The organism is Elusimicrobiota bacterium (genome assembly GCA_016722575.1).
Lineage (GTDB): Bacteria > Elusimicrobiota > Elusimicrobia > FEN-1173 > FEN-1173 > JADKIY01.
On record JADKIY010000006.1, the window covers coordinates 337,253 to 351,406 of the forward strand.

Sequence of the window (14,154 nt, forward strand, 5' to 3'; positions counted from 1 at the left end):
TCAATATGGAAAACGAACTCGCGCTGTTGCGTCGCCACATCAAAACCCGGGGCCTGCGGGACACGGCCCAGCGGGAAGGGGTGCTGCGCTTCCTGTTCTCCCGGACCGACCACCTGAGCTCCGAAGAGGTGTATCAAGGCCTTCGGGGCCGGCGGGCCCGCGTCGGGCGGGCCACGGTGTTCCGCACCCTGAAACTCCTGGAGGAATGCGGGCTGGCCACCAAAGTGACCTTCCCCGACGGCACCCAGAAGTTTGAGCGGGCCCACGGGCGGGCCCACCACGACCACATGATCTGCGTGAAATGCGGGACGGCCTTCGAATTCGAAAGCCCCGCCATTGAGCGTTTGCAGGCCCGGGAGGCCCGCCGGCGGGGGTTCGAAATCCACGGGCACCGGCACGAATTGTTCGGCCGTTGCCGGGCCTGCGCCGGAGGCCGGTCGTGAAGCGGTTTTGGGCGTTTTTGCTTTTGACGTCGCCGGCGCTGGCGGCGTCGCCGCCCGTGGACGAATTGATGCAAGGCCTCTCCGGGCGGGCGGAATCCGTCGAAAAAGCCCTCCAGGACGAAAACGGCCCCGCGGCCGTCCGGGATTTTGAAGGGATGGCCGACTTTTTTGAGAGGCTCCGGGAGTTGCACGCGCCCCGCTACGGGGGCGACCCCCGGGAGTGGATCGACGACTGCTCCCGGAGCCGGGTGTTGGCCCTCTCCGCCCGGGAGGCCGTGCTGGGCGGGCGGTGGCCCGACGCCCGAACCGCCTTCGGGGACCTGATGAGCCTTCAAAAGGACGCCCACCGGGCCTTCCGCCCCACCCTTTTTCAACGCCTGGGCCGGTGGTTTAAGAAGAAACCGGCCGGGCCGGCCGGAAGTGTCGCAAACGAAAAAAAAGGAGCGCAACAACCATGAAAAAGAAGTGGATGCTGGGAGCGATCGTTTTGTTGGGCGGGATCAACGCCCGGGCCCACGTGCGGGATTATCTGGACACCTATTCGCCCGCGACCCTGGAAAAGGGCGCGGCGGAACTGGAGTTGTGGACGGATTTGCGGAACCCGGACCGGGGCGACGCCTATTGGGTTCACCAAACGGAAGTGGAATACGGGGTGACCCCGCGCTACACGTTGGGCCTTTACGGCGTGTTCATCGACGGTCAGGGGTTTTCGGCCCTCAAGGTGGAAAACCGTTACCGGCCCGAGATGCCGTCCTCCTGGCCGCTGGACACCGCCCTGTATTTGGAGTTGAAGAAAGCCAACGGGCGCAAGGAGAACAACGAAATCGAAGGGAAAATCTTGCTGGGGAAAACCTGGGGCGCCGTGAACGTCACCGCGAACCCGATTCTGGCGCTGGAGGAAACGCGCGACGCCAACGGGGACAAAAGCTGGGAATTGGAATCCGGATTGGCCCTGGGCACGTGTTACCGTCACGCCTGGAAAGACGTGACGCCGGGCCTGGAGCTTTTGATCGCGGAGAACGAGACCCGCCTGACGCCCGGGGTGTATATCGATGTCATGCCGGGCATCCGGTTCAACGTGGGCGTGGGGATCGGGTTGGAGAAGAAGGCCGACGACGCCCAGTTGAAATCCATTCTCGAGGTGGAATTCTGATTTTTTCAAGACGGTCTTCCGCCGGGCGACGTCCGTGACGACGGTCCAGGCCCCCCTCTCCGGGGACTCCGTGGACGGCGGCCGTCCCGCGGGGCCGACGTCCCGCGTCGCCCCGCCTCGGGTCAAAACGCTGGTCCTGGTGGGGAACCCCAACGTCGGGAAATCGGTGCTGTTTCACCGGTTGACGGGGCGCTACGCCACGGTGTCGAATTACCCGGGCACCACGGTGGAAGTGTCGACCGGCACGACCTGGCTGGCGGGGGAAAAGTGGCGCGTGGTGGACACGCCGGGGGTCAACTCCCTCATGCCGACCTCCGAGGACGAACGGGTGACGCGGGATTTCCTGCTTCGGGAGCGGCCCGACGTCGTGTTGAACGTCGTGGATTCCAAAAATCTCCGGCGGGGGCTCGCCCTCACGCTGGAGCTGGTGGATTACGGATTGCCCCTGGTGGTGGCGCTCAATTTGGCGGACGAAGCCCTGGACCGGGGCATCGCCATTGACGTCGACCGTCTTTCCCGCCGCCTGGGCGTTCCCCTGGTCAGCACCGTGGCCACGACCGGGGACGGCCTGCCGGACCTGAAGCGCGCCCTGGAACACCCCACCTGTTCCAACGTGGCTCCGCCGGAAAACCCCGACATCGCCCGGGCCCTGGCCGCCCTGGCCCCGCATTTTTCGCCCAAAGCCAAAGCCCGGCGGGCCGTGAGCCTGTCCTTGTTGTCCGGGGACGACACCGTGCTGACCTGGGCCGGGGAATTGCTGGCCCCGACCTCCTCGGAAAAAGACCTCTTCGCCGCGGCCAAAACGGCCCGGGAGCGCTTTGCCGGGGCCCCGCGTTCGCTCCTCTTCGACGCCCGGTCCGGGTACCTCTCCGAACTGGTGGCCGACGTGGTCACCCAGCGCGGCCGCCTGGGCCGCCGTTGGTCCCAGCGGATCGGCCAATGGTGCCTTCGGCCGTGGCCCGGGTATTTGATCGGGGCCGCGATCTTGTACGTCGTTTATCTCTTCGTCGGCGTCTTCGGGGCGGGCACGGCGGTTAATTTCCTGGAAAAAACCGTCTTCGGGGAAATCATCACCCCGGGCGCGACCCGCGCCTTGGCGGCCCTTCACACGCCGGCCTTCGGGATGGACCTTCTCGTGGGGCCCTACGGCGTGGTGAGCATGGCCTTTTCCTATGCCTTCGCGCTCATCCTCCCCATCGTCACCACTTTTTTCATCGCCTTCGGGTTGCTGGAAGATTCGGGGTATCTCCCCCGGCTTTCGGTGCTGTTGGACCGGGTGTTTCGGGTGATGGGGTTGAACGGCCGGGCGGTGCTGCCGGTGATTCTGGGTTTGGGGTGCGACACCATGGCCACCATGACGACCCGGATCCTCGACACCAAAAAGGAGCGCGTCATCGTGACGATGCTCCTGGCCCTCTCGATTCCCTGCTCGGCGCAATTGGCGGTCATCCTGGGCATGACGGCGGGGCTGTCGCCCCGGGTGTTATTTCTTTGGCTGACCGTCCTGATCGGCGTGACACTGGCCTCGGGGTGGGCCGCCTCCCGGGTGCTCCCGGGCGCCCGATCGACCTTTCTCATGGAGATCCCGCCCATCCGGCGGCCGCTCCTCCGCAACATTTTGATGAAGATGAAAACCCGGCTGGCGTGGTATTTAAAGGAAGTCGTGCCCCTCTTTGTGTGGGGGACGCTGGGCCTTTTCTTTCTGGACCGGTGGGGCGGGTTGAAGGCGGCGGAACGGCTGTTCGCCCCCGTCGTTCAAGGGTGGCTGGGCCTGCCGGCCCGGGCCACGGAGGCTTTTTTGGTGGGGTTTCTCCGCCGGGACTACGGCGCGGCCGGATTGTACCGCCTCCAACAGGAGGGCTTGTTGAACCTCCGACAGGTGACGGTGAGCCTGGTCCTCATCACCCTCTTTATGCCCTGCATCGCCCAGTGGCTGATGATGTTTAAGGAGCGGGGGTGGCGGGCGGCCCTCGGGCTGACCCTGGCGGTGATGGCCGTGGCCCTGGGCGTCTCCGGGGCCTTGAACGGTCTTTTGCTGGCCTTCCCTTCGCTGGTGGGCTAAAATCTTTTTATGACCGACGTTCAGAAATACCCCATTCCCTCCGCCGCCCGGGAAGATTTGGAAGAGACCCTGGGCCTCGTTTGGCAAAAGCGCGAAGAGGGCGTGACCGACGCCGCCGTCCTCCGTCAACTCATGACCGAGAGCGTGGGGGGGGACGCGTGCGCCCAAGCCTTGACGGGGGGGTATCTCCGGGAAAGCGGCCCCCGCCTTGAACTGACGGCGACGGGCGAGGCCCTGGGCGCCGACGTGTCCCGGCGGCACCGGTTGGCGGAACGCCTGTTGACCGACGTGCTCAGCCTGGACCGCGGCGCGGTGGACCCCAACGCCTGCCGGCTGGAACACATCATTTCCCCCGAGGTCAGCGAATCCATCTGCACGCTCCTGGGCCACCCCAAGGAGTGCCCCCACGGCCACGCCATTCCCCCCGGCCCCTGTTGCGCCCGGGTGGAAAAACATTTGGAACCCATCGTCGTCCCCTTGAGCCGCCTTCGTCCCGGGGACCGGGGAACCGTGGCCTACCTGCAACTCCGGGAGCACCCGGAACTTCACCGGCTCTTGTCCTTGGGCCTCATCCCCGGAGCGGCCGTGCACCTGCACCAAACCTACCCCGCCTTCGTCGTGGATTTGGGCGAAAGCCAGCTGGCCCTGGAGGAATCCGTGGCCGACCGAATTTACGTTCGGCGCTCCCTGGACCTCTAAATTTCCTAAACTGTCCTTTTATTCTCCTCGTTGGAAAGGTTTTATGCCCCTCGCACCCTTGACGCGCCCCATCGTCTTCTTCGATCTGGAAACCACCGGCCTTTGGCCCGACGTGGATCGGATCATCGAAATCGCCTTGCTGAAACGCTACCCCGACGACCGCGTCGAGCGCCTCTCCCAGCGTTTCGACCCGGGCATTAAAATTCCGGCGGAATCCTCGGCCATCCACGGCATGTCCAACGCCGATTTGGCGGGCCAGCCGGCCTTCAAAGAATGGGCGCCCAAGTTGTTCGACATCTTCCGCGACACGGACCTGGGCGGCTACGCCCTCATGCGGCTGGACGTCCCCATCTTGACCAAGGAATTCGACCGCGCCGGCTTTCATTTTTCCATGGAGGGGCGGCGCATCGTGGACGCGAGCGTCATTTTCCGGGAGCGCGAACGGCGGGATTTGACGTCGGCCTACCGGTTCTATTGCGGCAAAACCCTGGTCGGCGCCCACGGCGCCGAGGCGGACAACGACGCGGCCTACGAAGTCTTTCTGGCCCAGTTGGAGCGGTACCCCAATTTGCCCCGGGACGTGGAGGGCATCAACGCCTTTTGCACCTCCTCCGAGCCCAGCCAGGTGGACAAGGAAGGAAAGCTGGTGTGGCGGGACGCCGAGGCCTATTTCAATTTCGGCAAACACCGCTACCGCTCCCTGGAGCAGGTGACCCGGGAGGACCCGGACTACATCGATTGGATCGTGGCCAAAGGCGACTTCCCCATGGACTTCATCGACATCTGCCGGAACGCCCGCCGGGGCAATTTCCCGCGCAAAGCGGCCGGCGCCAAAAAATGACGCACCAAGCGGTCATGTGGCTGGTTTTTAACGCCGTGGTTCTCGCCATGCTATACGTCGATTTGGCCGTGGCTCAAAAAAAGAGCCACGCCGTGGGCCTGCGCGAAGCCGCCCTGTGGAGCTTCGTTTGGGTGTGCGTGTCCCTTCTTTTCGCCGTGGGCATCCATTTTTATCTTTCCCCCGAGAAGGCCCTCCAGTTCCTCACCGGCTACGTCATCGAGAAATCTCTCAGCGTGGACAACATGTTCGTTTTTATCATGATTTTCTCCTTTTTCGGCATCGAGGCCGAGCATCAGCCGCGGGTGTTGAAATGGGGTATTTTGGGCGCTTTGCTTTTGCGGTTTATTCTTATTTTCATCGGCGCGACGTTGGTCGCCCGGTTCCACTGGGTGTTGTACTTGTTCGGGGCGATTCTCCTGTATTCCGCCTACAAGATGGCTTTCGGCGTGGAGAAGGAATTCAATCCCGACGACAACGCCTTGTTCCGGCGGCTGCGTCGGTTGATGCCCATGACCGGGCTCGCCGGCCAACGGTTCTTCGTCCGATTGAACGGGGTCCTTCACGCCACGCCGTTGCTGCTCGCCCTGGTGGTCGTGGAATTCAGCGATGTGGTTTTCGCCTTGGATTCGATCCCCGCCATTTTCTCCATTACCCAGGACACGTTCATCGTTTATACCTCGAATGTGTTCGCCATTTTGGGGCTTCGGGCCCTTTATTTCCTGGTCAGCGGATTGGTCCAAATGTTCGCCTTTTTAAAATACGGAGTGGCGCTGATTTTGGCGTTCGTGGGTGTCAAAATGTTGGGGTCGTCGTTTTTTCATATTTCCACGGCGTTTTCCCTCGGCGTGATCCTGTCCGTGCTCGCCTTCTCCATTGTCTTGTCCCTGCTGTTTCGTCAACGCCCTCCTAAAGTCGCGTTCGATCAGTCCCCTCGCCCCGCCGACCCTCCCGTCCATAGCTGATCCATGTCATTTTTATCGGTGCAGGGAAGGACTAAAATGACGATGATTCCCCTGGAGGCCTCATGAACGGCGCTCAATTGCATTTGGTTTTAATTCATTTTCCGGTGGCGGGCGTCTTTTTCGCCCTGCTGTTGCTGGCCTACGCCTTCTTAAGAAAAAACACGGACGTCCTCCGGGTGGCGTTGGGGTTTCTCGTGCTCACGGGCCTCGCCGGGTTGGCGGCCTATTGGACCGGCGAAGGGGCCGAAGAGGCCGTTGAAAAAGTCGCCTCCGTGGCCGGCGGCTGGATCCACACCCACGAAGAGGCCGCGGAAGCCGCGTTGATCGCTTTGGAAATAGCGGCCGCCCTGGCGCTGGGGGGCCTGGTCTTTTTCCGCCGGTCCGGCGGTCCCCGCCCGGCCTACCTCGGGGCGGTGTTCGCCGCCACGCTCGCGGCCGCGGCGCTGCTGGGCCGCGCGGCCCACCACGGAGGGCAGATCCGCCACACGGAAATCCGCCCCGCGGCCGCGGCCGGCGCTCCGGCCCCCGCCGAAACGCCCGACTCCGATGCCCGCTGACGGCCCGTCCCTCCCCAAAGCCGCGGGAGACCCGGCCCACGACGTTTTCCATGGGGACCGGGGCTCCCTCGATGTTTTTTTCCGTCCCCGGTCGGTGGCCGTGGTCGGCGCCACCGAAACCGCCGGCACCGTCGGCCGCACGCTTCTTTGGAACCTGATTTCCTCCTCCTTCGGCGGCACCGTCTACCCCGTCAACCCCAAGCGCCCGAGCGTCCTGGGCATTAAAGCCTATCCCCGGGTCTCGGACATTCCGGAAGCGGTGGATTTGGCCGTGATCGCCACCCCGGCCCCCACGGTGCCGGACGTGGTGTCGGAATGCGTGTCCCTGGGCGTCCCCGGGGGCATTGTGATTTCCGCCGGTTTTAAGGAATACGGCGCCGAAGGCGCCTCGCTGGAAAAACGACTGGCCGACGCGGCCCGGGGAAAAATGCGCCTGCTGGGTCCGAACTGTCTGGGCCTCATGTGCCCCCCGTCGGGGTTGAACGCGACTTTCGCCAAGGGCATTTCAGCGGCGGGGAGCGTCGGTTTTCTCAGCCAATCCGGCGCGCTGTGCACGGCCGTTTTGGATTGGAGTTTCCGGGAGAACATCGGCTTTTCCGTTTTCGCGTCTCTGGGCTCCATGCTGGACATCGGCTGGGGGGACCTCATCGATTATCTGGGCAACGACCCCAAGACCGAAAGCATCGTGATCTACATGGAGTCCGTGGGCGACGCCCGGGCCTTCATGTCCGCCGCCCGGGAAGTGTCCCTCACCAAGCCCATCATCGTGATCAAGGCCGGGCGCACCGACGCGGCCGCCAAGGCCGCCGTGAGCCACACCGGCTCCCTGGTCGGGCGGGACGACGTGTTGGACGCCGCTTTCGAGCGGTGCGGCGTGGTGCGCGTGGATTCCATCTCGGAACTCTTTCAAATGGCGGCGACGCTCTCGAAACAGCCCCGTCCCAAGGGCCCCCGCCTGACCATCGTGACCAACGCCGGCGGTCCCGGCGTGCTCGCGGCCGACGCGTTGATCGAACACGGCGGCCAGCTGGCGGAGTTGTCGGAAAAAACGGTGAAGGAAATGAGCGGCTATCTGCCCGGCCCCTGGAGCCACGGCAACCCCGTGGACGTCCTGGGGGACGCGGACGCCAGCCGCTTCGGCCGCGCTTTTGAATCCGCCGCCAAGGACCCCAATTCCGACGGGCTGTTGGTGATCCTGACGCCCCAGGCCATGACGGACGCCACGGGTTCGGCCCAGCACGTGGCGCTCAAGGCGGGCGCCGTGCCCGGAAAACCGGTCCTCGCCAGCTGGATGGGCGGCGACACCGTGGCCGACGGCCGGCAGATTTTGACCAACGCCGGCGTTCCCGTTTTCAATTACCCCGACACCGCCGCGCGCATTTTCTGCACCATGTGGTCCTACAGCGCCAATCTGCGCGCCCTTTACGAAACCCCGACTCTGTCGGCCGGCGCCGACGCGGCGGGACGCGACCGCACCGGGGTGGAACGGTTGTTGTCCCAGGTTCGGGGCGAAGGGCGGACCCTCCTCTCCGAAGCGGAATCCAAGGCGCTTCTGGCGGCCTACGGAATCCCGACCGTGGACACCCGGGTGGCGGCCACGGTGGAGGACGCCGTGAAAGCGGCCGAGGCCATCGGTTACCCGGTGGTGTTGAAACTCCATTCCCACACCGTGACCCACAAATCCGACGTCGGCGGGGTTCGCCTGAACATTTCCGACGCGGCCGCGGTACGGGGGGCCTACGCCGCCATTCAGCGCGGGGTCGAGTCCGCCCACGGGGCGGGCCATTTCCTGGGCGTCACCGTCCAGCCCATGGTGCGGGCCCAGGGCGTCGAAGTCATTTTGGGGGCCAGCCCCGATTCCCAGTTCGGCCCGGTGCTTTTGTTCGGCACCGGCGGCAAAATGGTGGAAGTCTACAAGGACCGGGCCCTGGGCCTTCCGCCCCTCACCACCACCCTGGCCCGCCGATTGATGGAAAAAACAAAAGTGTGGAAAGCCCTTCAGGGCGTTCGGGGAGACCGGGCCGCCGACATCGCCGCCTTGGAGCACGCCCTGGTTCGTTTTAGCTGGCTGGTGGCGGAGCAGGACGCCATCAAGGAAATCGACATCAACCCCCTGGTCGTTTCGCCCGACGGCGTCGTGGCCTTGGACGCCCGGGTCGTTCTCTACGGGCCCTCGGAACCGCCCCGGGTTCGCCCGGCCATCCGGTCCTACCCGGCGGAGCACGTTCGTTCCTTCAAGGCCAAAGACGGGACCGGGTTGGTGTTCCGCCCCGTTCGTCCCGAGGACGAACCCGCCCTGGTGAAATTTCACGAAGAACTTTCGGAGCGGAGCATCGTGTCCCGCTACCTCCGCCCCTTTGAATTGTCCGAACGAACCGCCCACGACCGCCTGCGCCGGGTTTGTTTCACCGACTACGACCGGGAGATGGTGTTTGTGGCGGCGGTGCCCAAACCCGCCGGCGAAGACATTTGGGCGGTGGGACGCCTGAGCCGCCGACCGGGCGGGCGGGAAGCCCAGTTCTCCATGCTCGTGTCCGACCCCCACCAAAAAATCGGCTTGGGCGCCGGACTCCTGGCCCACCTGATCGACGTGGGGCGGGCGGAAGGCCTCGCGGTTCTCTGGGCCGACATTCGCGCCGACAACGCCGAAATGTTGAAGGTGGCCCAGCGGTTGGGGTTCCGCGTCCTGTCCTGCACCGACGGCACCGGCCGGGCCCACCTGGATTTGTAAACCCCGGCGCGGCCCCGTCGTGCCTTCGCCGATTTACTTCGACAACGCCGCCACCTCCTGGCCGAAACCCCCCCGCGTCCTCGAGAGCTTCGCCCGCTATCACCACACCGTCGGCGCCAGCGCGGGTCGCGGCGCCTACCCCCGGGCCCGGGCCTCGGGCCGCATTCTTTCGGACCTTCGGGCGGCCGTCGCCCGCCTGTTCAACGCCCCCGATCCCCGCCGCGTGGTTTTCACCCTCAACTGCACCGACGCCCTGAACGCGGCCATCCACGGCCTGCCCTGGAAAACCGGGGACCGGGCCCTGGTGTCTCCCTTCGAACACAATTCGGTTCTCCGCCCGCTGAACGCCTTGAAGGCCCGGCGGGGAATCGCCGTCGATGTGATGCCGACGGACGGCGACGGGCGCGTGCGGCTCGAGGCCCTGCCGCGGGCCCTCAAAGCCCGAACCCGCCTGATCGCCTGCCTCCACGCTTCCAACGTGACGGGCGTGATCCAACCCGTGGGGGCCCTGGGGGCCTTCGCCCGGCGCCGGGGAATCCCTTTTCTGGTCGACGCCGCCCAATCCGCGGGCGCGGTGCCTATTGATGTCCGGGCGATGAAAATCGACTTCCTCGCTTTTCCCGGTCACAAGGCCCTTCTGGGTCCCCTGGGCACGGGCGGTCTGATCGTGGCGCCGGGAATGGACCCGGCGCCCCACCGCCAGGGCGGCACGGGCAGTCGGTCCGAGGAGGAAGTTCAACCGTCGGAATTTCCCGACCGGCTGGAATCCGGCAGTCACAACGCCCCCGGCTTGCTGGGTCTCTTGGAGGGGATTCGGTACGTCGCCGCCCGGGGGGTCGAGGCCATTCGGCGGGGGGAACGGGCCCGCATCGAGCAATTCCGCAAAGGGGTTCGGGCGATTCCGGGCCTGCGCCTTTTCGCTCCGGCCGACGGCGACCACCAGGCGGCGGTTTTTTCCTTTCTTTTCGACGGGGAGGACCCGCGCCGCTCGGCCGCCCGCCTCTGGGCCGGGCACCGGCTGATGGTTCGGGCCGGCCTCCACTGCGCCCCCGGGGCCCACCGATTTATCGGCACGTTGCCCATCGGGACCTTCCGTTTTTCCTTCGGCCCCTGGACCACGGCGTCGCACGTGGACCGCGCCCTGGCCGCCCTTCGGGGCCTCGCCCCCCGGCGCCCGTCAACTTTCCACCTTTCCGGGCGATAAAGTACAATGGACCCATCCCTTACGACGGAGGACGTCGGTGCCCCATTCCGCTCCGAACGCGGAGAGTGAGCTTTACTCTTATATTAACCTGAAGCTGGCGGCCCTCGGGCAGCCCGCCGTGGACGCCGTGCGCAGCGACAATTTGCTGTCGGTGGCCCAGCCCCTCCTCCGCAACTACCGGGAGAAGGACCGCCTGCTCTCCCAATACCTCTGCCCCGCCGATTGGCGCATCCAGCATTTCCTGGACGATTACCTGCGGGCCGATCCCCTGACGGAACCCGTGCCCTTGCCGTCCACGACCTTCGTGCTGGACCGTCCGGGGTTGGCCCGGGCGCTCTCCCTGCCGCCGACCGGCGATCGGTTCGTTTCCAACATCGTGACCAGCTACCGGGTGGCCCAGGGCGTCCTGCACAATCCGAAAAGCGACCGGCGCACGACCGCGGGGGTGTTCCACATCGCGGAGGGGGGCTTGCCCATCCCCGAGGACAAGAAGGCCGTGCCCAAGGCCGTGTACCGAAATTTGCTCAACGAGGCCTTTCGCCCGCCCGAGGACCTGATGGAGCTGCCCTTCACGGCCGATCAAAAAGACAAGGCCCGGCTGTTCGTTTCGCTCCTTCTGCGCCCGCTCGTCCGGCCCGCGATCCCCGGACGCCGATCGGCCCAGAGCATGGAAATTCGATTTTTCGTGCCGGGCAACCTCGTGTCCAATCTGGATTTCGTGGAATCGATCTTCGACAACGGGGGGGACCCGTACCTCCCCGAAAACGACGCGGCCATGGATTTGGACGGCTGGACCGGGCACACCGGGTGCGTCATTTTGGCCCCCCACCTGGTCGGTCTCACGAAGAAATCCCTGGGCCTTCCGCCGCTGGACAAGGCCACCGAGCGCCAGCGCCGGGACGGGATGTGCTGGGCGTCGCCGGACGAACGCTACAACGAGGGCCAGGCCTTCAAGATCACGGCGCGGGACGAGCGGGGCGTGATGGTCACGGTCATCGCCGACAACTATTTCGGCTACTGCAAAAAAGAAGTGAAGACCCAGATCAGCTACGCGGCCAACCTGTACGGCGGCGTGGAGGAGGAACACTCGGGCGGGGCGCTGGCCTTTCCCAGCTACGCCGAGGGGGACAGTTTCCACCAGGAGGAACGCATCCTGCCCCAAAACGGCCAGAGTTTTCGGGACGTGGCCGCCCTCTACGGCGATCGGATGGAGGTCCGCCCCGAAGGCTACGGCGTGGACAAGATCTACCCCGACATCTTTTACGTGCCGTCGGACGCCCGGTTCGATTTGGTCGCCAAGTCCGTCCTGTGGGCCGGCGAGGGGCAGACGCAAAAAATAAAACTGTTGGCGGGCGCGGCCTACGTGTATCCCAACGGCTACAAGGTGTTTCTGGAAAAGCAACCGGGGGGCAAGGGGTGGCATTTGGTGACCGCGACCCCCGAAGGCACCCTGTGCCACAAGCCCAGCACGGTGTCCGGGGGGGGGAAATCCGAAATTTCCAAATCCATCCTGGACGCCATGGTCCAGGGCCCCGTGTTCGTCGCCAATTTCAAAGCGGACTTCGACCAGGTCGAGGCCGTGATCAACGGCGAGTTCGGCCACCGGTTCCGGAACCCCAAAGTCATGACGCGCCCCTCGCGCCCCATTTTAAGCCCCCGCCGGTCCCTGGGGTCCGTCATCAAATTGCTGACCCCCGCCGAGGAATACATCGACGAATTCAACAAGTGGCTGCGTTCGATTCCGCCCCACATCCTGGATTTGATTTTCATCGTGAAACGTTTTTACCGGGAGGAGTGGGGGACGCGCTGGCGGGAACGCTTCAGCGTCGACGCCATCAACGGCGCCCCGGGCCACGAATTGAAGCTGGACGGCAAGCGGCTCACGGCCCAGTACCTGCGCGTGGGGTTCGACCCCGACGGCTCCCGTCGCATTCTGCGCGTTCGCCAGGATTTCAACGCCGCCCGCAAGGTGCAGGTGGAGGACGACATCACCGCGTCGGTGGTGGTCCCCGTCGGGGAATTGACGGGACTGGCCGGCGGAATCGCCGAGGGAAGCGTCAAGCTCGTGCAAAATTGCGAGCGACGCCTGTTTCAGCGCCCCGACGACGCGATTCACCCGGGCTACGACAAGCAAGCCGAGGCGGACATCGCGGGCCCCGGCGTCTTCCTGTCCAATTTTGAACCGCTGTCCCGGGACCGGGCGCGGGAGATGGTGGAGGACGCCATGGGGTTCGACCTGTACACCGAACCCATTCAGGCTCTTTTCCGCGCTTTCCTGAAAGCCCGGCGGCCGGACTACATCGTGGCGTCCTCGGTGCCCCGGTTGTTCGACGGTCGCCCTTCCAAAAACCCCCGGTACCTTCAAAACCGGCCGGACCTGGTGGACCACCGGTCCACCTATTTGGCCGAATTGGGCGCCCGCCTGTTCCGGAAAATTCCGCCGAACCAACCTTGCGTGTCGCCGGTGAACGCCGTGCTGGCGGGGCGCCGCAACAACCCGCCGGCGCCCGAGGCCGGCGCGCCGCCCTTGGCGGTGTACAACCCGATTCACTACCAGGAACTGCCGGAATTTTTCATGGATTTGATTTCAAGCCTGACCGGCAAATCGCCCTCCACCACGGGGTTCGGCTCCGAAGGCGCCTTGACCAAGGGCCCCTTCAACGCCCTGTGGCCCATCATCGATTTGAACAACGCCCTCGTGTCCTTCGTCTTGACCGCACAGGCGGGATTCACGACCTCGGCGGGGCACGTCGGGCCCCGCTACAAAGTGGACCACGACATCAGCCTGTTGGTGCCGGAAATTTGGTGCCGGTTGTCCAACGACGAGCGGAGCCCCCGGGAAATGATCCGGCAAGGTCAATTGGAAAAAGTGGAGGATTTCGATTACGAGGGGCGGCGGATCCCGGCCAGCCGCCTCGGCTACCGGATCACGCAGAAGTTCGCCCGGGCGTTTTTGGGCCGGATTTTCAACAACCCCAACGTGGTTTTTCCCGAGGACATGCTGAAGCCGGAATTGCAGGACCGCGCGGTGTTTGTCGAAGGGGTGGAGGCCATCGCCGCCGCCCACCAGCGAGTGGCCCAGGAATATTTCGCCGACGGAAGCGTGGAAGCGGCCTGTCCGCCGTTGCGGGCCCTGCTGCACATCATGGCCCACGGGCATTTCGAAGGGAAAAACGCGACGGACCCGTCGATTCGAGCCCTTTTCACGGCGGAGAGCGTTTTGTCCAGCGATTGGTACCGCCGGCGTCTGGAAACCCAGGCCGAGCGGGACCGCGCCCTGTGGGCGCGGCACGTGGCGGCGCTGGAGGAAGCGGCCGCCGATCCCATCCGGTCCGAAACCATCGGCCGGACGGCCCTTCGGGAAAAATTGGCCCGGGCGCGGCAGGAATTGAAGAAAACCGAATCCCCCGAGTACGCCGAGGGCTTGCGGGGCGCCCTGGGCGCCGATCCCTTCGGCGTCAAAACGGCGGGATCGCCCGTCGTCGCCCCGGCGGCCCGCTGA

The 14,154-nt window shown here is 65.0% G+C and carries 11 protein-coding genes; all 11 read left to right on the plus strand.

Going from position 1 to position 14,154, the window contains the following annotated elements; translation table 11 throughout:
• Positions 1–5 precede the first annotated feature (5 nt).
• The 11 genes from IPP68_11375 (at position 6) to IPP68_11425 (ending at position 14,154) form a co-directional block, all read left to right on the plus strand.
• Positions 6–443 carry a transcriptional repressor gene (locus IPP68_11375; protein ID MBL0350954.1) on the plus strand — a complete coding sequence of 146 codons (438 nt, stop codon included), beginning with the start codon at positions 6–8 and terminating at the stop codon, positions 441–443.
• Complete coding sequence (locus IPP68_11380; GenBank protein MBL0350955.1) at positions 440–901, plus strand: hypothetical protein; 462 nt, start codon at positions 440–442, stop codon at positions 899–901. The genes IPP68_11375 and IPP68_11380 overlap by 4 nt, the downstream gene beginning before the upstream one ends.
• Positions 898–1,596, plus strand: a complete 699-nt coding sequence (locus tag IPP68_11385) for a hypothetical protein (GenBank protein ID MBL0350956.1) — start codon at positions 898–900, stop codon at positions 1,594–1,596. The genes IPP68_11380 and IPP68_11385 overlap by 4 nt, the downstream gene beginning before the upstream one ends.
• Positions 1,597–1,630: 34 nt before the next feature.
• Positions 1,631–3,658, plus strand: a complete 2,028-nt coding sequence (feoB, locus tag IPP68_11390) for a ferrous iron transport protein B (GenBank protein ID MBL0350957.1) — start codon at positions 1,631–1,633, stop codon at positions 3,656–3,658.
• Between the two features lie 9 nt (positions 3,659–3,667).
• Positions 3,668–4,357 (plus strand): metal-dependent transcriptional regulator, encoded by a 690-nt coding sequence (locus tag IPP68_11395; protein ID MBL0350958.1) that lies wholly within the window; start codon positions 3,668–3,670, stop codon positions 4,355–4,357.
• Positions 4,358–4,400: 43 nt separating this feature from the next.
• Positions 4,401–5,198: a 3'-5' exonuclease gene (locus tag IPP68_11400; protein ID MBL0350959.1), complete on the plus strand. Its 798-nt coding sequence runs from the start codon at positions 4,401–4,403 to the stop codon at positions 5,196–5,198.
• Complete coding sequence (locus tag IPP68_11405) at positions 5,195–6,160, plus strand: TerC family protein (protein MBL0350960.1); 966 nt, start codon at positions 5,195–5,197, stop codon at positions 6,158–6,160. The genes IPP68_11400 and IPP68_11405 overlap by 4 nt, the downstream gene beginning before the upstream one ends.
• Positions 6,161–6,222: 62 nt before the next feature.
• Positions 6,223–6,717 carry a hypothetical protein gene (locus tag IPP68_11410; GenBank protein MBL0350961.1) on the plus strand — a complete coding sequence of 165 codons (495 nt, stop codon included), beginning with the start codon at positions 6,223–6,225 and terminating at the stop codon, positions 6,715–6,717.
• Positions 6,707–9,448 (plus strand): bifunctional acetate--CoA ligase family protein/GNAT family N-acetyltransferase, encoded by a 2,742-nt coding sequence (locus IPP68_11415; protein MBL0350962.1) that lies wholly within the window; start codon positions 6,707–6,709, stop codon positions 9,446–9,448. Before IPP68_11410 ends, IPP68_11415 begins: the two co-directional genes overlap by 11 nt.
• 19 nt (positions 9,449–9,467) lie before the next feature.
• Positions 9,468–10,652 carry an aminotransferase class V-fold PLP-dependent enzyme gene (locus IPP68_11420; protein ID MBL0350963.1) on the plus strand — a complete coding sequence of 395 codons (1,185 nt, stop codon included), beginning with the start codon at positions 9,468–9,470 and terminating at the stop codon, positions 10,650–10,652.
• 37 nt (positions 10,653–10,689) lie between these two features.
• Positions 10,690–14,154, plus strand: a complete 3,465-nt coding sequence (locus tag IPP68_11425; protein ID MBL0350964.1) for a hypothetical protein — start codon at positions 10,690–10,692, stop codon at positions 14,152–14,154.